The following is a 21,810-nucleotide window of genomic DNA, read 5'->3' as shown; positions in this document are numbered from 1 at the left end:
GGCTGTGCTGGCCCTTAGCTAGAACGGGATGTCGTCGTCGGTGCTGCCGCCGCCGGAGCCCACCACGGCGAACGGGTCGGCGGACTGGGTGATCGAGCGCAGCGTCTCCGATGGTGCCCGGCCCGCCTCGGAGACCCGGGTGGCCCAGGCCGGGAACGGGAACTCCAGGCAGAGCGGCACCGGGATGTCCGGCTGGTTGACGAACATGGTGCCCGGCTTGGCCAGCAACGCCCGCTGTCGCTGCGCGGGCGGCAGGAAACCGTACTCCGGACGGGACGCCTCGGCCGGATCGAGCCGCCCGACCACCCGGATCGCCGAGTTGGTGACGATCCGCCGCTCCACCTCGCTCGCCGTCTGCTGCGCGCCGATCAGGATCACCCCGAGCGAGCGGCCCCGCTCGGCGATGTCGAGCAGCACCTCCTTGATGGGGGAGGAGCCCTCCCTGGGGGCGTACTTGTTGAGCTCGTCGAGGACGACGAAGAGCAGTGGCTTGGCGGTGCCGGACTTCTCCTTGCGCTCGAACTCGCTCTTCAGCGTCACACCGACCACGAACCGCTGCGCGCGATCGGGAAGGTTGTGCAGGTCGACCACTGTCACCTGCGCCGACTCGCTGGTGTTGATCGAGTGGGGGCGGCGGGTGGCCAGGTCGCCACGGATCAGCCGGGCCAGGTCCTTCTTGCTGCCGATCAACCGGCGGGCGAACGCGTTGACGGTGCCCAGACCCACCGCGCTGCCCGCCCAGTCGGAGCGGGTCTCGTCGTCGTTGAGCTGGTCGACGATGTGGTCGACCAGGTCGCCGTAGGAGCCGAGCCGCACGCCGTCGATGCTCACCCCACCGTCGGCCGGCTGGGCGTAGCGGGCCAGGTGCGCGGCCACCGAGTGGACCACCATCGTGTACTGCTGACGCTCGTCGTCAGCGTCGGCGAACACGTACGGCAGCAGGCGGTCGGAGCAGAACTCGCTCAGCGTCCAGTAGAAGCTGTCGACGCCGGTGAGCCGGCTGCTCACGTCCGGCGTGCCGGCCGCGTCGCCGACCCGGGGCGGGGCGTACACCCGCACGTCGGGGAACGCGCCGGCACTCAACCCGAGCTTCGCGTACGCCGCACGGGTGGGCTCGTCCAGGCGGGTGTTCGGGTGGTCGAGGAAGAGCAGGTCCTCGCCCTTGACGTTGAAGATCAGCGCCTTGGCGTTCACCGCGTCGCCGCCGAGCACTCCGGAGCGGAAGACCGAGTAGAGCAGGAACGTCGCGAAGCTGGTCTTGGTGGCCACTCCGGAGATGCCGGAGATGGAGACGTGCGCGCCCCGGCTGCCGTCGAGGAAGTCGGCGTTGAGATAGACCGGGACGCCGTCGCGACCCATCCCCATCGGGATGCGCCGCTCCATCCGGTCGAAGTGCAGCGCCCGCGCCCGGGCGTCGCCCTCGGCCCGGTGCACCACCGCGCCCGGGGTCGGCGGCACGTACAACTCCGGATCGACCCGGGTGGTGGTGACCTCGGCCGCCTCCTGCACCATCGCGGGCAGTGTGCCGTCGGCGATGGCGAACACGTCGGAGTCGAACTGGGCGCCCTCGTGCCGGGCGCGGACCTGGGTGACCACGCCGGCGATCGTCACCGGCTCCCGGTCGGGCAGCTCGCGCCGGGTGACCACCACGTCGTCGAGCTGGAGATAACTGCCGGGCGCCACTGCCGTCCAGAACTGCAACGGGGTGGCGTCGGCGGTGCCCAACACCCGCCCAACCGCCTCGCCAGGACTGTCGAGGTCGGCGTCGGTCATCGGGCGACCCCTGTCGCTCGGGCATCACGGTCAGCGCGCATGACGTGCATCCTGCCCGAGGAGTACGACAGGTCGCCACGCGACGCGGCGGACGACACCATGCGCCGTCACACTGACGACGGTGGGTATGTGGCCGGACGACGGCGGGTTACTGGCGGGCGTGGCGGAGCAGGAGGACGCCGTCGTCGGCGGCGAGCACGTGGCGCAACGGCAGGTGTCGGTGCGGCGCGGTGTCGCCGGCGGTGATCCGGCCGGGGCCGGGGCCGGCGAGCAGCGGTGCGATGGTCAGGCACAGCTCGTCGACCAGGTCGGCGGCGGTGAGCGCGCCGAACAGGTGCGGGCCGCCCTCGCAGAGCAGTTGGGTGAGCCCGCGTCGGTGCAGTTCGGCGAGGCCGGCGGCCAGGTCGACCCGGTCGGTGCCGCAGCGCAGCAGGTCGGCCACGTCGGTCAGGCCGGGTGGCGGCTCGGCGGCGGCGTGGGTGAGCACGAGCGGTCGGGTCGGCGCGTCGGCGAAGGCGGCCTGCGCCGGGTCCAGGTCGAGCGAACCGGAGACGACCACCAGCGTGGGGTACTCGGCCAGTCCGTTGGCGCGGCGCCAGGCGCGGCGGCGTTCGTCGAGGCGGACCGCCCGGTACCCCTCGTGACGCAGCGTGCCGGCGGCCACCACCAGGGCGTCGCAGGCCATCCGCAGCAGGCCGAACACCCGTTTGTCCGGCTCGCCGGAGAGCCCGGCGGAGTAGCCGTCCACGCTGACCGCGCCGTCCAGGCTGGTCACGAAGTTCACCCGCAGTCGGGGCTGGTCGGCGCGGCCGTAGAGGGCAGTCAGCTCGGTGTCGTCGAGGGGCTGCGTCGACGGTTCGGGCCAGAGCCGTCGGATCGGAATTCCGACGGTCATTCGCCGGCCGGACCGGTGACCGGAGGGGTGGGTTCGGCGGTACGGTGCTGGCAGTCGCACCAGTTCCGGCCCGGGCAGTCGTCGTGTCGCCGGGCCCGGCACGCTCGGCAGATCATGCTCGCAGCCTAAGCCGCGGGAGGACAGGACAGCATGCCGCGTCAGATCTTCCAGCTGAAGATGTCCCTCGCCGGGACCCGCCCGCCGGTGTGGCGCCGGGTGCTCGTGCCGGCCGGCTACACGCTGGACCGGCTGCACCGGGTGGTGCAGCACGCGATGGGTTGGCGGGACTGCCACCTGCACTCGTTCGAGATCGACGCGATGCAGTACGGCGAGCCCGACCCGGACGGCGAGTTGGCGCTGCGCGACGAGTTGGACGTGCGGCTCGACGCGGTGCTCGGCAAGGGCAGCCGGTTCTCCTACACATACGACTTCGGCGACTGGTGGGAGCATGACCTGGTCGTGGAGGACGCGCTGACCGCCGACCCCGACGAGCGGTACCCGGTCTGTCTGGCCGGCGAGCGGGCCTGCCCGCCGGAGGGTATCGGCGGGCCGTTGGGCTACCAGGCGCTACTGGAGGCCCTGGACGACGAGACCGGCGCGGGGGACCTGGTCAACCCTCGTCACGCGATGCTGCGCGACTGGGCGGGTTCCGCCTTCGATCCGTCCGGCTTCGACCCGGACCGGGCGACCACCCTCCTACGCCGCTTCTGCTGAGCAGCGCTCCCGTTCTGCTGAGCCGCCCTGCCGGACGGTGCCGCTGGGGCGCCTGTTGCCCGAGTGATCAGCGGTAACGATCTGGGAACGCTCCCATCGCCCTATTGACACTCCCGTTACCCGGCGGCAATCTCATGGGAGCGCTCCCGGAGGTGGCGTGGCTCACTCACGGACCCCGGCCTGGCGCGACGGGCACCCCCCACCACACCCATCCAGCCTCACCACCGGAAATGAGGGGTCAGCGCATGAGTGTCACCACGCGGCGTACCCGCCTAGCGGCCGCTGCCCTGGCCGCGATCACCGCAATCGGCGGTCTCGCGGCCTGCGGCAAAGACGACGAGAAGCCGGCAGCCGGCGAGAAGCCGGCCAAGCTGGTCGTCGACACCTTCGGCGAGATGGGCTACGACGAGCTCGTCAAGCAGTACGAGAAGGACACCGGCATCAAGGTCGAGCTGCGCAAGACCGCGCAGCTCGGTGAGTACCGGCCGAAGCTGGTCCGCTACCTGGCCACCGGCAAGGGCGCGGCGGACGTCACCGCCCTGGAAGAGGGCATCCTCAACGAGTTCAAGCCCAACCCGCGCAACTGGGCCGACCTCAGCCCGCTGGTCGCGGACCACTCGAAGGAATACCTGCCCTGGAAGTGGGAGCTGGGCAAGGCACAGGACGGCCGGTTGATCGGCCTGCCGACCGACGTCGGCAGCCTCGCCGTCTGCTACCGCAAGGACCTGTTCCAGGCGGCCGGCCTGCCCACCGAGCGCGACCAGGTGTCGGCGCTCTGGCCGGACTGGAAGGGCTTCCACGACGCCGGTCTGAAGTACAAGCAGGGCAGCGGCGGCAAGGCGTTCATCGACTCGATCACCGCCGTCTCCAACGGTGTGCTCTTCCAGGGCAACGGTGACCTGTTCTACGACAAGGAAGACAACATCATCGCGGACACCAGCCCCGCGGTGAAGAACGCCTGGGAGACTGCCACGTCGATGGCGGACATCTCCGCCAAGGCGTCGACCTGGTCGCCGGAGTGGTCGGGTGGCTTCAAGCAGGGCACCTTCGCGGCCACCTTCTGCCCGTCGTGGATGCTCGGCATCGTGGCGGACAACTCCGGTCCCGCCAACAAGGGCAAGTGGGATGTCGCGGCCGTGCCGGGTGGCGGCGGTAACTGGGGCGGTTCGTGGCTCGCGGTTCCGGCGCAGAGCAAGTACCCGACGGAGGCGGCGAAGCTCGCCGAGTACCTGACCAACGCCAAGAGCCAGGTGGAGGCCTTCAAGCTCAAGGGCCCGCTGCCCACCAACCTGGAGGCGCTGAAGAACGAGGCCTTCCTCGGCTACACCAACGAGTACTTCAGCAACGCGCCGACCGGCAAGATCTTCGGGGAGAGCGTCGCCAAGATCCAGCCGATCTACCTGGGTCCGAAGCACCAGGCGGTGAAGGAGAACGCGCTCGAGCCGGCCCTGCGGGCGTTCGAGAACGGGCAGGCCGACAAGAACAAGGCCTGGGAGCAGTTCACGAAGGACGCAAAGACTCAGGGTGCCTTCTGAGTGATTCCCTGCCGGTGGCGTTCGGGGCTTCCCGGACGCCACCGGCCGGTCCCCTCCGCGTAGCGCCCTGCGCGAGGGCCCCCGGGCCTCGCCGGAAAAGGAAATTCGCATGAGCCTGTCGGCCACGACGGCACGGCCGTCGCCAGCAGCACCGCCTTCGCCCGACGTCTCTCGGCGACGTCGACGGGGAAGGTTACTCAACCGCCTCGATGTCAAGTACTCGCCGTACCTCTACATCGCACCGTTCTTCCTGATCTTCGGCGTATTCGGGCTGTACCCGATGCTGCGCACCGCCTGGATGTCGCTGCACGACTGGGACATGATCGGCGAGCACTCGTTCATCGGTTTCGACAACTACACCCGGCTGGTGTCGGACGAGTACTTCTGGAACGCGCTGGTCAACACGTTCGGCATCTTCGCCCTGTCGACCATCCCGCAGTTGTTGCTCGCCCTCTTCCTGGCGAACCTGCTCAACCGGTCCTTGCTGCGCGCCAAGACCTTCTTCCGGATGGCCATCTTCATGCCGAACGTGGTGTCGGTGGCCGCGGTCGCGATCGTCTTCGGGATGCTGTTCCAGCGGGAGTTCGGCCTGTTCAACTGGCTGCTCAGCTTCGTCGGTGTCGACCCGGTGGACTGGGACGGGCACCGGTGGAGTTCCTGGACGGCCATCTCCTCCATGGTCAACTGGCGGTGGACCGGGTACAACACCCTGATCCTGCTCGCCGGAATGCAGGCGATCCCGAAGGACCTCTACGAGGCCGCGGAGATCGACGGTGCCGGTCCGTGGCGACAGTTCTGGCAGATCACCCTGCCCATGCTCAAGCCCACCTTCATCTTCGTGGTCATCCTGTCCACGATCGGCGGCATGCAGCTCTTCACCGAGCCGCTGCTCTTCGGTAACGGCAACATCATCGGCGGCAACCAGCGGGAGTTCCAGACGCTGGCCATGTACATGTACGAGATGGGCATCGTGAACCTGAACACCGCCGGCTACGGAGCTGCGATCGCCTGGGCGATCTTCATGATCATCATCGTGGTGTCGCTGTTCAACTTCCTACTCGTCCGCCGCTCGGCGAAGTGAGGAGAGATCGATGATCTCGGCTTCCCAGCGCCTGTGGCGCACCAGCCCGCTGACGTACCTGGCACTCCTCCTGGCGGCACTGCTGTCGATCTACCCGTTCTACTACATGCTGGTGATCGGCACCCGCAGCCTGGACAACATCAACGACGTGCCGCCGCCGCTGACCCCCGGTGGCGCGTTCGGTGACAACTTCGGGCGGGTGCTCGACAACGACGCCGCCAACTTCCTCACCGGCATGATGAACTCGATCATCGTCTCCTCGGTGGTGACCGTCTCGGTGGTGCTCACCGGTTCGCTGGCCGGGTTCGCCTTCGCCAAGCTGAAGTTCCGCGGCAGCAACGCCCTCCTGCTGGCGATCATCGTCACCATGATGATCCCGACCCAGATGGGGCTCATCCCGCTCTGGGGCATGATGCAGGACCTCGGGTGGTACGACACCCTCTACGCGGTCACCGTGCCGTTCCTGGTCACCGCCTTCGGCGTGTTCATGATGCGGCAGTACGCCAGCCAGGCGATCTCCGACGAGCTGATCGAGGCCGGCCGGGTCGACGGCGCCAGCACGTTCCGGATCTACTGGAGCATCGTGCTGCCCGCACTGCGTCCCGCCGCCGGCGTCCTCGGTCTGCTGACCTTCATGGAGACCTGGAACTCGTTCCTCTGGCCGTACGCCATCCTCACCCCGGAGAACCCGACCCTGCAGGTCTCGCTCTCCTTCCTCTCGTACGCCTACTACACCGACTACTCCCAGGTGTTCGCCGCCACGGCGATCGGCACCATCCCCCTGGTGATCGTTTTCCTCGTGTTCGGCCGCCAGATCATTGGCGGGATCATGGAAGGTGCCGTCAAGTCGTGAGCAACCCCGCCAGCCCACCCGCCGTCGACGTCCTCGACGAGCGCTCCGGGCTGACCTTTCCACCCGGCTTCCTCTGGGGGGCCGCGACGGCGGCGTACCAGATCGAGGGGGCGGCGGCCGAGGACGGCCGCGCCCCGTCGATCTGGGACACCTTCAGCCACACCGAGGGCCGGGTCGTCGCCGGGCACACCGGGGATGTGGCGTGCGACCACTACCACCGCCTCGGCGAGGACGTCGCGCTGATGGCCGAGCTGGGCCTGAAGTCGTACCGTTTCTCGGTCTCCTGGTCCCGGGTGCAGCCCGGCGGCAGAGGTGCGGTCAACCCGCAGGGGTTGGACTTCTACCGCCGGCTGGTCGACGAGTTGCTGGCCAACGGCATCGAGCCGTGGCTGACCCTCTACCACTGGGATCTGCCGCAGCCGCTGGAAGACGCCGGCGGTTGGCCGGTCCGGGACACCGCGGCCCGGTTCGCCGACTACACGACAGTGATGGCCGACGCGCTCGGTGACCGGGTGCGTTACTGGACCACGCTGAACGAGCCGTGGTGCTCAGCGTTCCTCGGCTACGGCTCCGGTGTGCACGCGCCCGGCCGCACCAACGGAGCGGACGCGGTACGCGCCGGCCATCACCTGATGCTCGGGCACGGCCTGGCCGTGCAGGCGTTGCGGGCCGCCCGGCCGGGCGCCGAGGTGGGCGTGACCGTCAACCTCTATCCGGTCGACCCGGCCAGCGACACCTCCGCCGACGTCGACGCGGCCCGGCGGATCGACGGGTTGGCCAACCGGTTTTTCCTGGACCCGCTGCTGCGCGGGTCGTACCCGGAGGACCTGGTGGCCGACCTCAGCACGGTGACCGACTTCGACCACGTGCGCGACGGCGACCTGGCGACCATCTCCACGCCGCTGGACCTGGTCGGGGTCAACTACTACAGCCGGCACGTGGTCGCCGCACCGGTCGAGGGCGTCGAGGCCGACCCGGCCCCGTCGTGCTGGCCGGGCAGCGAGGACGTCCGGTTCGTCACCCGCGGCGTTCCGGTCACCGACATGGGCTGGGAGATCGACGCCCCGGGCCTGACCGAGACGCTGCGTCGGGTGCACGGCTACACCGACCTGCCCTTGTACGTCACCGAAAACGGTTCCGCGTTCGTCGACTCGGTGGTCGACGGGCAGGTCGACGACGTCGATCGGCTGGCCTACTTCGACGCACACCTGCGCGCCGCCCACGAGGCGATCGACGCCGGGGTGCCCCTGCGGGGATACTTTGCCTGGTCGTTGTTGGATAATTTCGAGTGGGCCTGGGGTTACACCAAGCGATTCGGCATGATCCACGTCGACTATGACAGCCAGGTCCGCACTCCCAAGTCCAGCGCCAAGTGGTACGCCTCGGTGATCCGGCGCAACGGTCTGGCCGCACAATAGGCTCGGGCCAGCCATCAGGACGGCCCCGGCGTCCACCTCTCGCAGGTGGCGCCGGGTCCGCCCGCCGTCGGAGGAGCAGACGATGACAACGCAGCGCACCCGGTCGCTCGGGCGCCCGACCCTCGACGCGGTCGCGGCGCGTGCCGGCGTCGGTCGGGGCACGGTCTCCCGCGTGGTCAACGGCTCGCCCCAGGTCAGCCCGGAGGCCCGGGCCGCGGTCCAACAGGCCATCGCCGAGCTGGGGTACGTGCCGAACCGGGCCGCCCGTGCGCTCGTCACCCAGCGGACCGACTCGGTCGCGCTGGTGGTGTCCGAATCCGGCGAGCGGGTCTTCACCGAGCCGTTCTTCGCCTCGATCGTGCGGGGGATCAGCTCCGGGCTGCTGGAGACGCCCATGCAGCTCTGGCTGGCCATGGCGCAGTCGCCGGTGGAACGGGAGCGGGTCGAGCACCACCTCACCAACCAGCACGTCGACGGCGTCCTGCTGTTGTCGTTGCACGACTCCGACCCGCTGCCGACGTTGCTGGAGGAGCGCGGCCTGCCCGCCGTGCTCGGCGGTCGGCCCGCCCGCATGCTGCAACCCGGAGCCCAACCGGCCTGGTTTGTCGACGTGGACAACGTTGGCGGGGCCCGGCAGGCGGTGGAGTATCTGACGGGGCAGGGGCGGCGACGCGTCGCCACCATCGCCGGTCCGCAGGACATGGGCGCCGGTCTGGCCCGGTTGGCCGGCTACACCGAGGCGGTCAAGGCCACCGGGGCCAGCGTCAACCCCGACCTGATCGCGTACGGCGACTTCAGCGAGGGCAGCGGCGCGGCCGGCATGCGTCGGCTGCTGGACGTCTGCCCGGACCTGGACGCGGTGTTCGTCGCCTCCGACCTGATGGCGTTCGGCGCGCTGCGTACCCTGCGCGAGGCCGGCCGGCGGGTGCCGCGCGACGTCGCGGTGATCGGGTTCGACGACGCGACGATCGCCCGACAGGCGGAGCCGCCGCTGACCACGGTCTTCCAGCCGGTGGAGGAGATGGGCCGGCAGATGGCACGCCTGCTGGTGGCCCGGATCCGTGGCGAGGAGCTACCCGCCTCCCACATCCTCCTGGACACCCAACTGGTCCACCGGGCCTCCGCCTGACCCCCACCCCCTGGGGGGTTACCGGGCCCAGCGGCGGAGTTCCCGCTTGGCCAGGGAGTTGCGGTGCACCTCGTCGGGGCCGTCGGCGAGGCGCAGGGTGCGGGTCTGCGCCCAGAGGGCGGCCAGCGGCGTGTCCTGGCTGACGCCGGCGCCGCCGTGCCCCTGGATGGCCTTGTCGATCACCCACTCCGCCATCGCCGGCGTGCCGATTTTGATGGCTTGGATCTCGGTGTGCGCGCCCTTGTTGCCGACGGTGTCCATCAGCCAGGCCGTCTTGAGCACCAGCAGCCGGGCCTGCTCGATGCGGACCCGGGACTCGGCGATCCACTCCCGGACCACGCCCTGCTCGGCCAGCGATCGGCCGAACGCGATCCGTTCGTTGGCCCGGCGGCAGAGCAGCTCCAATGCCCGCTCAGCCATTCCGATTAATCGCATGCAGTGGTGGATGCGACCCGGGCCGAGCCGGGCCTGGGCGATGGCGAAGCCGGTGCCCTCGGCGCCGATCAGATTCTCCGCCGGCACCCGGACGTCGGTGAAGTCGATCTCGGCGTGCCCGCCGTGGGAACCGTCGGTGTAGCCGAAGACGGTCATGCCCCGGCGCACCGTCACCCCCGGGGTGTCCCGGGGGACCAGCACCATGCTCTGCTGGCGGTGCCGGTCGGCGGTGGGGTCGGTCTTGCCCATCACGATGAAGATCTCGCAGCGCGGGTCCATCGCTCCGGACGACCACCACTTTCGCCCGTTGATCACGTACTCGTCGCCGTCGCGGGTGATCCGGGTGGCGATGTTGGTGGCGTCGGAGGAGGCGACGTCCGGCTCGGTCATGCAGAACGCGGAGCGAATCTCACCCTCCAGCAGCGGCATGAGCCAGCGCTCCCGCTGCGCGTCCGAGCCGAACTCGGCCAGCAACTCCATGTTGCCGGTGTCCGGTGCCGCGCAGTTGACCGCCTCCGGGGCGAGGTGCGGGCTGCGCCCGGTCAGCTCGGCCAGGGGAGCGTACTGAAGGTTGGTCAGGCCGGCGCCGTAGCGCGGGTCGGGCAGGAAGAGGTTCCACAGGCCGCGCTTGCGGGCCTCCGCCTTCAGTTCGGTCAGCACCGGGGTACGCGACCACGGGTCTCCGGCGGCCACCTGCTCGGCGTGCACGGCCTCGGCCGGGTAGACGTGTTCGGTCAGGAACCGGGTCAGCTCGTCGCGCAGCTCCTCGGTCCGGGTGTCGTATGAGAAGTCCATCACCGCTCCCTGGCGGCGGTCAGCCCGTGCGTGACCAGCGGTGCCACCATCTCGCCGATCCGGTCGAAGCCCTCGCCGAGCGTCTGCCCGAGCGTGTGGCGGTAGTGGATGCCCTCGCAGATGACAGCGAGTTTGAAACAGCCCAGCGCCACGTGCCAGTGCAGTGGCCCGACGTCGACGTCGCTGCGCCCGGCGTACCTGTCGATCAGTTCGCTGCCGGTGGGGAAGCCGGCGCGGGGGCCGAGCCCGTCGGCGACGGGGTTGCCCGCGGCGGTGTCGCTGCCGCCGAGCACGTCCCAGTACGTCAGCAGCAGCCCCAGGTCGGCGAGGGGGTCACCGAGGGTGGCCATCTCCCAGTCGAGCACCGCGTGCACGGCGACCGGGTCGGCCGAGGCGAGGAGGTTGTCCAGCCGGTAGTCGCCGTGCACGATCCGGCCGGCGTTGGCGCCTTCCGGGGCGGTCGCCGCGAGCAGGTCACGCAGCTCGTCGATGCCGGGCAGTGGGCGGCTGCGGGAGCGGTCGAGCTGCCCGGCCCAGCGGCGCACCTGCCGGGCGAGGTAGCCCTCGGGGCGGCCGAAGTCAGCCAACCCGACGGTGGACGGCTCAACGGTGTGCAGCGCGGCGAGCGTGTCCATCATCGCCATGGCGAGGGCCCGGCGGCGCTCGTCGCCCAGCGGGTCGGTCTGCGCGCGGGTGCGGAACACCTCGCCGGGCATCCGTTCCATCAGGTAGAACGGGGCACCGAGGACGTCGGGGTCGGTGCAGAGCAGCAGCGCGCCGGGCACCGGCACCTCGGTCGGGGCCAGCGCCGAGATGACCCGGAACTCGCGGGCCATGTCGTGCGCTGTCGCCAGCACGTGCCCCAGCGGGGGGCGGCGCAGCACGACCTCACGGTCGCCGAGGCGCAGCAGGTAGGTGAGGTTGGATTTGCCGCCGGCGATCAGCTGGGCGTGCAACGGCCCGGTGGCCAACTCGGGTCGGTGCCGGGCCAGATAGTCGGCGAGCCGGTCCAGGGCCAGACCCGCTGGTGAGACGGGAACGGCCTCCGGCCGCGACGCATCGACGGCCGGATCACTCATCCGACCAGTTGATGGCAGCTCGTTCACGTTGTCAAGGTCAGATTCACTGGACGCGTCGTCGGGAGGGGTTCGACCGCTCGGACGTAGCGCCGCCGTCGACTGAGCCGCCATGGCGGATAATCCCCATCTTTCCGGCAACTGCCTAGATATCGTCTGGGTGGCGGATCGCGGAGGCGGTCTCCGGAGCGGCGGGGGTCAATCGTGGCGAAGGCGAGCAGGGGCACGACGACGGTCGGCGAGCTGTTGCTCAGCCGGCTTCACGACCTCGGGGTGCGCCATGTCTTCGGGTTGCCGGGGGACTACAACATGGACTTCCTCGACCAGATCGAGGCGTTCGACGGGATCGAGTGGGTCGGTAGTTGCAACGAGCTCAACGCCGGCTTCAGCGCCGACGGATACGCCCGCCTCACCGGCGTGGCCGCGATCCTCACGACGTTCGGTCCCGGTGAGCTGTCGGCGGTCAACGCGCTGGCCGGGGCCATGGCGGAGTCGGTACCCATCGTCTCGATCGTCGGCGGTCCGACCGAGGAGATCATGCGGCAGCACACCTCCATGCACCACTCGCTCGCCGACGGCGACTTCGACCACTGGGTACGGGTGGCACGCGAGGTGACAGTCGCCCAGACCTCGCTGACCTCCCAGAACGCTCTGGGGGAGGTCGACCGGGTGCTCACCGAGTGCTGGTCGCAGCAGCGTCCGGTCTACATCCGGATACCCGGCGACGTGGCCCATGCGGAGGTTGCCGTGCCGGGGCAACGGTTCAGCCGCCCCGAGCCGGTCGTGGCGCCCGGGCAGCTCGACGCCTTCGCCGCCGCCGCCCGGCGACTGCTCGCCGGTGCCGAGCGGCCGGCCATGCTGGTGGGAAACCTGCCGATCCGCTTCAACCTCGGCGCTGCCGTCACCGCCATGGCCGCCGAACGGAACTGGCCGGTCGCCGCGCAGTCGCTGGGACGGGGACTGGTCGATGAGTCCGACCCCCACTACGTGGGCATCTACAACGGCGGCGACAGCCCCGACGAGGTCGGTGAGGTCGTAGAGGGCGCGGACGCACTGGTCTGCGTGGGCACCACGTTCTTCGACTGGGACGGCCTGTTCACCGCCGACCTGAAGGTGGACCGGGTCATCAGCCTGCACCGGGACGCCGCCGTCGTCGCCGGCACCCGCTTCGCCCCGGTCGCGTTACCGGCGGCGCTGCGGTGCCTACACGAGATCGCCCCGAACCGTACGGCTGACTGGTCGCGCGCGCCGCTGCTGGCGGGTGACCCGCCCGTACTCGATCCGTCGAGCAACCAACCGATCCAGCAGGCACGGCTCTGGCCGGCGATCCAGAGCATGCTGCGCGAGGGAGACATCTTCGTCCCGGAAACCGGCACCCCGTCCTTCGGCGCGGCGACGATGCGGCTGCCCGCCGGGGTCACCGTCGTGGAGCCGCCCATCTGGGGCTCGATCGGCTACGCCACCCCGGCCGCCTTCGGCGCGGCGGTGGCGGCACCGGATCGACGGACGGTGCTGGTCACCGGCGACGGATCTCTTCAACTGACGGTGCAGGAGATCAGCCGGATGCTCGCCACGAACCAACGCCCGATCATCATCGTCGTCAACAACGGTGGCTACACCGTCGAGCGGGCAATCGATGGACGGCATCAGCCTTACAACGACGTCGACAACTGGCGGTACACGGAACTGCCAGCGGTGTTCGCACGGGACAGGGCCTTCACCGCCCACCTCGCCCGTACCGAGGGCGAGCTGGCCGCCATCCTGGCCGGCATCGACGGACCCCCGGCCCAGTTGACACTCATCGAGGTGGAAACCGACCGGCTGGACCTGCCCGCCGGAATGCCCCAGTGGGGTCGCGAGACGTCCGCCGCCGATTACCACGCACAGCTCGCCACGACACCGATCCTGCCCCTGGGCGGGCTGCCCTGAGCGTCGGCGTCCGCCCCACCTTCCGAAACCAGCCGGTTGCCGGTGAGCGAATTTCCGCTCGGGACATGCCCCTGCAACAGGGACGAAATGGTCAACGACCAGGCTGGGTTCAGCCTGCCGGCCGTCCTTTCGCCGGCCCGCCGAGCGGAGGGACAGACATGTTGCTGCGAGTTCGGGTCACCCTGCCGGACCGTCCGGGCACCCTCGGTCAGGTCGCCCGCACGTTGGGCGTCTCCGGGGCGGACATCGTCCAGGTGGTGGTCCTCGAACGGCTCGGCGGGCGCGCGGTGGACGACTTCACGGTCGTCTGGCCGGGCGCGGCCCGGGTGGAGCGGCTGCTGGCCGGCCTCGCGGCGATACCGGGGGTGCGGGTGGACGGTGTGTGGCGGGCGATCGGCGCGCCCACCACCACCGGCCAGGACGCAGAGCTGCTGGCTCAGGTCGCGGCCAACCCGGCCGACGGGTTGGCCACCCTGGTCGACGCGGTGCCCGGGCTGCTGGCCGCCGACTGGGCCGTGGCCGCGGTGGTGCCGGTCGACTGGGCCTCGCGCACCGGCGGTGGCGGGGCGACGGTGGGGCACGCGAGCTGGCGTACTCCCGTACCCCTGCGGTTGCCGGAGGTGACTCCGCTGCGCGGTCGGTCGATGACCACACCTGAGGGCACCCACCACGCGATCGCGCCGTTCGGCCGGGCGGGCCTGGTGCTGGTGACGGCCCGCGAGCGCAGCGAGACCCTCTCCGCCGCGGCGTTCCACAGCACCGAGGTGGATCGGCTGACCCAGCTCGTCCGTGCCTGCGCGGTGATCCTCGGTGACCGCCTCGATCTCGTCGGCGCGCCGCCGGTGGTCGCCGGCCCCTGACCGTCCCGAGGAGTTCCCGGGCCGACACCGCCGGGCAACCGGGCGGCAACAGGCGGGGGTGAGGCTCTTGTCGGGGAAGGGAGCCAACCATGACGTTGTGGCGGATCCGGGCGACGGTGGACGACCGACCGGGTTACCTGTCGGTGCTCACGGCGAGTCTCGCGCTGCGCGGGGTCAACATCCTCACCGTGCAGGTGCAACCCACCGAGCAGGGCGCGGTGGACGACTTCCTGGTCGACGCGCCGGACGCGCTCGACGAGGCCGAGCTGATCGCCGCCGTTGAGCGGGGTCGGGGCCGGGACTGCTGGGTGGCGCGCAGCGAGGCGCGTGGTCTGGCCGACCAGCCCACCCGGGTGCTCGGGCTGGCCAACCGGCTGGTGCGTGACCCGGACGCGACGGGCGAGGCGTTGCGGGCCCTGCTCAGTGCCGACGTCGTCAGCTGGCGGCCAGCGTCGGTCGGCGCCGAACGGGGGATCACCGGGGCCGGCATGTTGCTGGCCGACCCGGCGGGCGGTTCGTTCGCGCTGCGTCGGGTCGCGCCGGACTTCACCCCGGCGGAGTACGCGCGGGCGCAGGCCCTGGTCGAGCTGGCCGCCACCGTGGCGCGCCGGGCCGCCGAACAGGTCACCCTGGTGCTGCCGCACGGCGCGGAGGTGGCCGTCCGGCCGGCCAGCGCCCACGATCTGTCCGGTGTCGTGGAGCTGCACGAGGCGTGCTCACCGCGCAGCCGGCAGCGGCGTTACCTGGGCGGGGCGGCGCTGCCGCAGCCGGCCCGCCTGCGTCGGCTGTTGGAGCCGAGCCGAGGGCTGACACTGATCGCCACCACCACCGGTTCCGAGGGCGCGGCCGAGTCGGTGGTCGCCATGGCGAACCTGCTCGGCGAGGGCGACGAGGCCGAGGTGGCGCTGCTGGTGCGCGACGACTGGCAGCGGCGCGGGCTCGGCTCGGCGTTGCTGCGCCGGTTGGCTCAGCACGCCGACCGGTCCGGGTACGCGGCGCTGGTGCTGCACGTCGAGGCCACGAACGATCCGATGCTGCGTACGCTGCGCCGGCTGGACCGGCCCGGCGATGTGGAACGCGACGGCGGGTTGCTCACCGTGACGGTCCCGCTCGCCGTCGCCGCCCTGGCGGACCGGAGGGGCACCTCGGTGTGAGACGCCGGTGCCCCTCCTGCCGCCGACGCTCAGGTGGCGGGGTAGCTGCTGTAGTCGGGGAAGTTGCCGTAGAGCCGGCTGTCGCCGCCGACGGTGACGGCCTGCACCAGCAGGTCGCCGCCGACGAACGCGCCCTTCCAGGAGGCGCCCCGGCCGCCGAACGGTTCGTCCCGGTCACCGCGTGAGCGCGGCTTGTTGATGCCCACCTTGAACGCCTGCAGGTCCACCGCGAGTTTGCCGGCCTCCTCGGTGTCGTCGCAGGCCAGCGAGGCCACCAGCGCCCCGTTGGAGGCGTTCATCGCGGCTAGCAGTTCGTCGGTGGTGTCCACCACGACGATCGTGTCGACCGGCCCGAACGGCTCGGCGTGCATCAGCCGGGACCGTCCGGGTGGGGCGAGCAGCACCGACGGCGCCACGTACGCGGACGTGTCCTGCCCGGGTAGGAACGGCGCGGCGGTGAGCTTGCCCCGGTGCAGGGGGATCGCGCCGCCGCGGACCGCCTCGTCGACGGTGCGGCGTAGCTCGTCGGCCTTGGCGGCGCTGATCAGCGGCCCGAAGTCCAGTTCGGGCAGCGGGTCACCGGCGGCCCAGTCGTCGCCGACGGCGAGCGGGTGACCGAAGCGGACCGAGCGGACGACCGGCAGGTACATGTCGAGGAACTCGTCGACCAGGTCACGTTGCACCACGAACCGGGGGTACGCGGTGCAGCGCTGCTTGCCGTACTCGAAGCCCTTCCTCAGGTGCGTGGCGAGCAGGTCCCACTGGGAGAAGTTCCAGATGCCCCAGGCGTTGAGGCCCTCCTGTTCGATGAAGTGCCGCTTGTCGCTGTCGAGGAGCGCGGCGGCCACCTTGCCACCGTTGGACCGGCCGCCGACGAACGCCACCGCGCCGATCTCGGGTGCCCGCACCAGCACCTCGGACAGCTCGGCGCCGCTGCCGGAGACGAGGGTGGCGGGTAGCCCGGCCCGGCGCATCAGCGCGTGCGCGACGGTCAGGCACACCGCGCCACCCTGGGACGGGGTCTTGGCGATGACCGCGTTGCCGGCCAGGAGCTGCACCAGCTCGGCGTGCACCAGGACGCTCATCGGGTAGTTCCACGAGGCGATGTTGCTGACCGGGCCGGGCAGCGGATCGCGGCCGTCGGCGAGCATCCGGTCGATCTCGCCCGCGTACCAGCGGACGCCGTCGAGTGCCCGGTCCACGTCGGCGCAGGCCAGCCGCCACGGCTTGCCGATCTCCCAGACGAGTAGCAGGGCGAGCAGGTCGCGGTGGGCGGTGAGTGAGTCGAGGGCGTCGGCGACCCGTGCTTTGCGGTCGGCCAGCGGGGTCTGCGCCCAGGCCCGGTGTGCGGTGGCGGCGTGTGCGACCGCGGCGCGGGCGGTGTCGGCGTCGAGGCGGGGCAGGTTGATGAGGACGGTGTTGTCCACCGGGGTGCGGACCGGGGCGGGCTGGCCGACCGCCCGCCATTCGCCCTCGACCAGGTTGTGCAGGGTGGTGATCCCGTCGTCCTCGGGGCCGAACGCCTCCGGGGTGGCGGCGACCGCGCGGGCCAGGATGTCGGTCCAGGCGGTGCCGTCGGCGAGTCGTAGTGCCATCGCTTCTCCTCAGGGTTGACCGGGGAGCGGCGGCGTCGACGGCACCGCTGATGAGCGGTACTGTCTCGCGCCCGGTAGCGGGTCAGCAACAGTACGTTTGTCTGGCTGGCCGTGGACGCGTCCGAACGGCGCGAGGATCTTTCCAGGAACGCATGCTGTGAGCTGCGGAAACCTCTGACATCGATTGATGCATATCGATGGTGTGAGATGGTCCGCAGTGGTTACTCGCGAGTACGGAGTCGGCCCCGCGCGACTCGGCCCCGGCCGGCAGGCTTCCCAACCGCCAACCCGACCATTACATTGTCGAATATCCATGGGAGCGCTTCCACGGCCCATGGTCACACCGCCACCCCCGCTGTCGCCGGTGGCCGTGCCGCCCGTACGCCGTCCCGCGTCGGTGCGACCGCCGGCGACGCCTCCGACAGGAGCCCGCCATGCGCCACCTGACCCGGCCGTTCAGCGGCCAGCCCGGCCGGTCACCGGCCGCCGACCAGCCCTGGCCCCGGCGGCTGCTGACCATCGGCGTCGCGCTGCTCACCGGCGCGTCCCTCGCGGTGACCGCACCGCCGTCCGGGCCCGCCTCCGCCGCGCCGGCGGCGACCTACAACTACGCCGAGGCGTTGCAGAAGTCGCTGCTCTTCTACGAGGCACAGCAGTCCGGTCGACTGCCCGACTGGAACCGCGTCTCCTGGCGCGGCGACAGCGCGCTCACCGACGGCGCCAGCGCTGGTGTGGACCTCACCGGCGGCTGGTACGACGCCGGCGACCACGTGAAGTTCGGCTTCCCGATGGCGTTCAGCGCCACCATGCTCGCCTGGGGCGCTGTCGAATACCGCAGCGGATACACCGCGTCCGGGCAACTGCCGCACCTGCTCAACAACCTGCGCTTCGTCAACGACTACTTCATCAAGGCGCACCCGTCCGCCAACGTCCTCTACGGACAGGTCGGCAAGGGCGACGACGACCACAAGTGGTGGGGCCCGGCCGAGGTGATGCCGATGGCGCGGCCCGCGTACAAGATCGATGCGAGCTGTGGCGGCGCGGACCTGGCGGGGGAGACGGCCGCCGCGATGGCCGCCTCGTCGATGGTGTTCCGGCCCACCGACGCGACCTACGCCGACCGGCTGCTCACCCACGCCCGGCAGCTCTACACCTTCGCCGACACGGTGCGGAAGTCCTACCACGAGTGCATCACCGACGCCACGAGCTTCTACCGCTCGTGGAGCGGCTGGCAGGACGAGCTGGTCTGGGGCGCCATCTGGCTGTACCGGGCCACCGGCGACGCCACCTACCTGGCCAAGGCCGAGAGTGAGTACGACAAGCTCGGCACCGAGAACCAGTCCACCACCCGCTCCTACAAGTGGACCATCGCCTGGGACAACAAGCAGTTCGGCGCGTACGTGCTGCTGGCCAACCTGACCGGCAAGCAGAAGTACGTCGACGACGCCAACCGCTGGCTGGACTACTGGACCGTCGGGGTGAACGGGCAGCGGGTGCCGTACTCACCCGGCGGGATGGCGGTGCTCGACTCCTGGGGCGCGCTGCGCTATGCCGCGAACACCTCCTTCGCCGCGCTGGTCTACAGCGACAAGACCACCGACACCACCCGCAAGGCGCGCTACCACGACTTCGCCGTCCGGCAGATCAACTACGCGCTCGGCGACAACCCCCGCAACTCCAGCTACGTCATCGGGTTCGGCGCCAACTCGCCGCGCAACCCGCACCACCGCACCGCGCACGGTTCCTGGTGGGACAGCCAGACCGTGCCCGTCGAGACCCGGCACACCCTCTTCGGTGCGCTGGTCGGCGGCCCGTCCTCGCCCAACGACGCGTACAGCGACAGCCGGTCGGACTACGTGATGAACGAGGTGGCCACCGACTACAACGCCGGCTTCACGTCCGCGCTGGTCCGGCTGACCTCCGAGTACGGCGGCACGCCACTGGCGAACTTCCCGGTCGCTGAGACACCGGACATCGACGAGCTGACAGTGGAGACCACTGTGACGCAGGCCGAACCCCGGGCCACCGGGCTCAAGGTGATGGTCTACAACAAGTCCGCGTTCCCGGCCCGTGCCCTGACCGACGGGAAGTTCCGGTACTACTTCCGGCCCGACGGCACCGGCGCAGTGCAGGTCACCGCCGGCTACACCCAGGGCTGCCCGTCGCCGACCACGGCCAAGCAGTTCAGCGGGGACATCTGGTACGTCGAGGTGGACTGCACCGGTTACACCATCGCCCCGGCGGGTCAGTCGCAGCACCGGATGGAGGTCCAGTTCAAGGTCGGCGTGCCGGAGGGCGGCACCTGGGACCCGACCAACGACCCGTCGTACCAGGCCACCGCCGGGCCCAACCGGAAGGTGCCGCTCTACTCCGGCACCACCCGGGTCTGGGGCGAGGAGCCGGGCCCGGCCGTACCGGACACCACCGCGCCGACCGTCCCCGGCACACCTGCCGCGTCCGCCGTCACATCGAACGGGATCACGTTGACCTGGGCGGCGTCCACCGACACGGGCGGCAGCGGCCTGGCCGGCTACGAGATCACCCAGTCCCAGACGGGCAGCGACGCGCTGGTGCTGCGGACCGCCACCACCAACACGCTCGCGGTGACCGGGCTGCTGCCGGAGCGGACGTACCAGTTCACCGTGCGGGCCCTCGACGGCGCCGGCAACCGGTCGGCGTCGTCGGCTGCCGTCAGTGTCACCACGCCGGCCGGACCGGCACCGGACACCACCGCACCGACCGCGCCCGGCACCCCCGTCGCCTCGGCGGTCACCGCCACCGGACTCACCCTGAGCTGGGCGGCGTCCACCGACAACGTGGGCGTCACCGGGTACCGCGTCTACCGCGAGGCAGGCGCCACCGACGCGCTCGTCGGCTCACCCAACGGCACCACCGTCGCGGTGACCGGGTTGACCGCCTCGACCGTGTACCAGTTCTACGTGGTGGCCGTGGACGCGGCGGGCAACACCTCCGCGGCGTCCACGCCGGTCGCGGTGACCACCGCGCCCCCGCCGGTCGGCGGCACCTGCACGGTGGGGTACGCCACCACCGACTGGAGCACCGGCTTCACCGCCAATGTGTCGATCACCAACACCGGCACCACCGCGATCAACGGCTGGACCCTGCGGTTCAGCTTCCCCGGCGGGCAGACCGTCAGCCAGGGCTGGTCGGCGACGGTCAGCCAGACCGGCGCGGCGGTCACCGCCACCAACCTGTCCTACAACGGCACGCTCGCGCCGGGGGCGTCGGTGAGCTTCGGCTTCAACGGCAACCACAACGGCAGCAACCCGAAGCCGACGGCCTTCACCGTCAACAACACCACCTGCACCATCGCCTGACCCGGATCACGAGATCTTGGACAGTTGCCGTTCTCGCTCGCCGCGGAACGGCGACTGTCCAAGATCCGCTCCCGTCGCCACGACCCCGGTTCGGCCCGCCGCGCCACCCTGGCGTCCCGGCGTCCCGGCAAGATCTCGTCCCACGACCGGGGATAACTTGCCGTGATTCGGGGCAAGGTGGCCTGGTGGCTCAGTTGCTGACCGTCGGGCACGGCGCAGCCGACCGGGTGCGGCTGGGGGAGTTGCTGGCCGGGGCCGGGGTGGCACTGGTGGTGGACGTGCGGCGCTATCCCGCCAGCCGCGCCAACCCCGACGTCTGGCGGGAGGAGCTTGAGCGGTGGCTGCCCGAGTACGGGATCGACTACCGCTGGGAGCCGCGCCTGGGCGGACGCCGACACATCCCGGCCGGCGAGCCCGAACCGGACAGCTGGTGGAGGGTCCCCGCGTTCCGGGCGTACGCCGCGTACACCCGCACGCCCGAGTTCGACGCGGCGCTGACCGAGGTGCTGGCTGACGCGGCCCAACGGATCACCGCGGTGATGTGCAGCGAGAGCGTCTGGTGGCGTTGTCACCGCCGGCTGATCGCCGACGTCGCGGCGCTCGGTCGCGGGACGACGGTGGCGCATCTTCTGCCTGACGGGCGGCTCAGCCCCCACTCACCCGCCGAGGGCGCCCGGAAACTTCCCGACGGGCACCTGTGCTGGGACGGTTGAGGCTTCCGCTCACTCCACGAGGTCGTCGGCGAGCAGGTCCATCAACAGGCCGTCGTGCCAGCGGCCGTCCGCGCCGCGCTCGTATCGGCGCAGCACCCCCACCGGCCGAAAACCAACCTTCGCGTACGCCCGGATCGCGGCGCTGTTCGCCGCCGCCGGGTCGATGGTGAAGCGGTGGTGACCGTACTCGTCGATCAGGTGCCGGGCCAGGGTGCGGATGGCGTCACCGCCGAGGCCGGCGCCGCGATCCGCTGGATCGAGGAAGACGTCCAGGCTGGCGTGCCGGTAGTCCGGGTCCGACTCGGCGTACCACTGGATCGCACCGATCACCCGGCCGTCGTGTTCGATCGCGTACACGTGCAGGTCGTCGTCGGCGAGGTCGGCGCGGACGGATTCGGTCAGGTCGTCGCCGCCCCGCCACCACCGGCGTACCTCCGGGTTGGCCCGGATCGCCGCGAGGGCCGGCACGTCAGCGACCGTCGCCGGTCGTAGGGTCACCGCCCGCCCTCGCAGCACC

Annotated in this window: 17 protein-coding genes; 11 read left to right on the top strand and 6 right to left on the bottom strand. The window is 70.8% G+C overall.

Annotation, left to right across the window (positions count from 1 at the left end; all coding sequences use genetic code 11):
* Window positions 1-18: 18 nt before the first annotated feature.
* Complete coding sequence (locus DLJ59_RS14855; RefSeq protein ID WP_124773091.1) at window positions 19-1,773, bottom strand: ATP-binding protein; 1,755 nt, start codon at window positions 1,771-1,773, stop codon at window positions 19-21.
* Window positions 1,774-1,921: 148 nt separating this feature from the next.
* A complete protein-coding gene (locus DLJ59_RS14850) occupies window positions 1,922-2,668 on the bottom strand; it encodes a pyrimidine reductase family protein (RefSeq protein ID WP_124773090.1) in 747 nt (248 codons plus the stop codon).
* Window positions 2,669-2,818: 150 nt separating this feature from the next.
* Between DLJ59_RS14850 and DLJ59_RS14845 the strand changes: the two genes are divergently transcribed.
* The 6 genes from DLJ59_RS14845 (at window position 2,819) to DLJ59_RS14820 (ending at window position 9,398) form a co-directional block, all read left to right on the top strand.
* A complete protein-coding gene (locus tag DLJ59_RS14845) occupies window positions 2,819-3,382 on the top strand; it encodes a plasmid pRiA4b ORF-3 family protein (RefSeq protein WP_124773089.1) in 564 nt (187 codons plus the stop codon).
* Between the two features lie 245 nt (window positions 3,383-3,627).
* Window positions 3,628-4,917, top strand: coding sequence for an ABC transporter substrate-binding protein (locus DLJ59_RS14840; protein ID WP_124773088.1), 1,290 nt, complete (start codon window positions 3,628-3,630; stop codon window positions 4,915-4,917).
* 109 nt (window positions 4,918-5,026) lie between these two features.
* Window positions 5,027-5,998, top strand: coding sequence for a carbohydrate ABC transporter permease (locus DLJ59_RS14835; protein ID WP_124773087.1), 972 nt, complete (start codon window positions 5,027-5,029; stop codon window positions 5,996-5,998).
* Between the two features lie 10 nt (window positions 5,999-6,008).
* The gene (locus DLJ59_RS14830) at window positions 6,009-6,851 is read left to right on the top strand and encodes a carbohydrate ABC transporter permease (protein ID WP_124773086.1); all 843 of its coding nucleotides are present in this window, start codon (window positions 6,009-6,011) and stop codon (window positions 6,849-6,851) included.
* Window positions 6,848-8,269, top strand: a complete 1,422-nt coding sequence (locus tag DLJ59_RS14825; protein ID WP_124773085.1) for a GH1 family beta-glucosidase — start codon at window positions 6,848-6,850, stop codon at window positions 8,267-8,269. The genes DLJ59_RS14830 and DLJ59_RS14825 overlap by 4 nt, the downstream gene beginning before the upstream one ends.
* A gap of 82 nt (window positions 8,270-8,351) precedes the next feature.
* Window positions 8,352-9,398, top strand: a complete 1,047-nt coding sequence (locus DLJ59_RS14820) for a LacI family DNA-binding transcriptional regulator (protein ID WP_030336160.1) — start codon at window positions 8,352-8,354, stop codon at window positions 9,396-9,398.
* 18 nt (window positions 9,399-9,416) lie between these two features.
* Here DLJ59_RS14820 and DLJ59_RS14815 read toward each other — a convergent pair whose 3' ends face one another.
* Both DLJ59_RS14815 and DLJ59_RS14810 read right to left on the bottom strand, forming a co-directional pair.
* Window positions 9,417-10,628: an acyl-CoA dehydrogenase family protein gene (locus tag DLJ59_RS14815; protein WP_124773084.1), complete on the bottom strand. Its 1,212-nt coding sequence runs from the start codon at window positions 10,626-10,628 to the stop codon at window positions 9,417-9,419.
* Window positions 10,628-11,707, bottom strand: a complete 1,080-nt coding sequence (locus tag DLJ59_RS14810) for a phosphotransferase family protein (RefSeq protein ID WP_124773083.1) — start codon at window positions 11,705-11,707, stop codon at window positions 10,628-10,630. The genes DLJ59_RS14815 and DLJ59_RS14810 overlap by 1 nt, the downstream gene beginning before the upstream one ends.
* 201 nt (window positions 11,708-11,908) lie before the next feature.
* Here DLJ59_RS14810 and DLJ59_RS14805 point away from each other — a divergent pair, with 201 nt between their 5' ends.
* From DLJ59_RS14805 to DLJ59_RS14795, 3 genes are all read left to right on the top strand, one after another.
* Complete coding sequence (locus DLJ59_RS14805) at window positions 11,909-13,633, top strand: alpha-keto acid decarboxylase family protein (RefSeq protein ID WP_244236026.1); 1,725 nt, start codon at window positions 11,909-11,911, stop codon at window positions 13,631-13,633.
* 158 nt (window positions 13,634-13,791) lie between these two features.
* Window positions 13,792-14,493 carry an ACT domain-containing protein gene (locus DLJ59_RS14800; RefSeq protein WP_124773081.1) on the top strand — a complete coding sequence of 234 codons (702 nt, stop codon included), beginning with the start codon at window positions 13,792-13,794 and terminating at the stop codon, window positions 14,491-14,493.
* Between the two features lie 89 nt (window positions 14,494-14,582).
* Complete coding sequence (locus DLJ59_RS14795) at window positions 14,583-15,647, top strand: GNAT family N-acetyltransferase (RefSeq protein ID WP_124773080.1); 1,065 nt, start codon at window positions 14,583-14,585, stop codon at window positions 15,645-15,647.
* Window positions 15,648-15,676: 29 nt separating this feature from the next.
* On the opposite strand, the gene DLJ59_RS14790 is transcribed toward DLJ59_RS14795, so the two are convergent.
* Window positions 15,677-17,242 carry an aldehyde dehydrogenase family protein gene (locus DLJ59_RS14790; RefSeq protein ID WP_124773079.1) on the bottom strand — a complete coding sequence of 522 codons (1,566 nt, stop codon included), beginning with the start codon at window positions 17,240-17,242 and terminating at the stop codon, window positions 15,677-15,679.
* A 434-nt stretch (window positions 17,243-17,676) separates the two neighbouring features.
* Here DLJ59_RS14790 and DLJ59_RS14785 point away from each other — a divergent pair, with 434 nt between their 5' ends.
* Together DLJ59_RS14785 and DLJ59_RS14780 are read left to right on the top strand one after the other, a co-directional pair.
* Complete coding sequence (locus DLJ59_RS14785; RefSeq protein WP_124773078.1) at window positions 17,677-20,580, top strand: glycoside hydrolase family 9 protein; 2,904 nt, start codon at window positions 17,677-17,679, stop codon at window positions 20,578-20,580.
* Between the two features lie 185 nt (window positions 20,581-20,765).
* A complete protein-coding gene (locus DLJ59_RS14780; protein ID WP_208648696.1) occupies window positions 20,766-21,293 on the top strand; it encodes a DUF488 domain-containing protein in 528 nt (175 codons plus the stop codon).
* Between the two features lie 9 nt (window positions 21,294-21,302).
* On the opposite strand, the gene DLJ59_RS14775 is transcribed toward DLJ59_RS14780, so the two are convergent.
* Window positions 21,303-21,809, bottom strand: a complete 507-nt coding sequence (locus tag DLJ59_RS14775; protein WP_124773076.1) for a GNAT family N-acetyltransferase — start codon at window positions 21,807-21,809, stop codon at window positions 21,303-21,305.
* Window position 21,810: the final 1 nt, after the last annotated feature.

Origin of the sequence: Micromonospora inaquosa (assembly GCF_003857055.1) — a bacterium.
GTDB classification, from domain to species: Bacteria; Actinomycetota; Actinomycetes; order Mycobacteriales; family Micromonosporaceae; genus Micromonospora; species Micromonospora inaquosa.
Note: the sequence above shows the minus strand (reverse complement) of the source record. Positions and strands in the feature narration are given on the sequence as shown.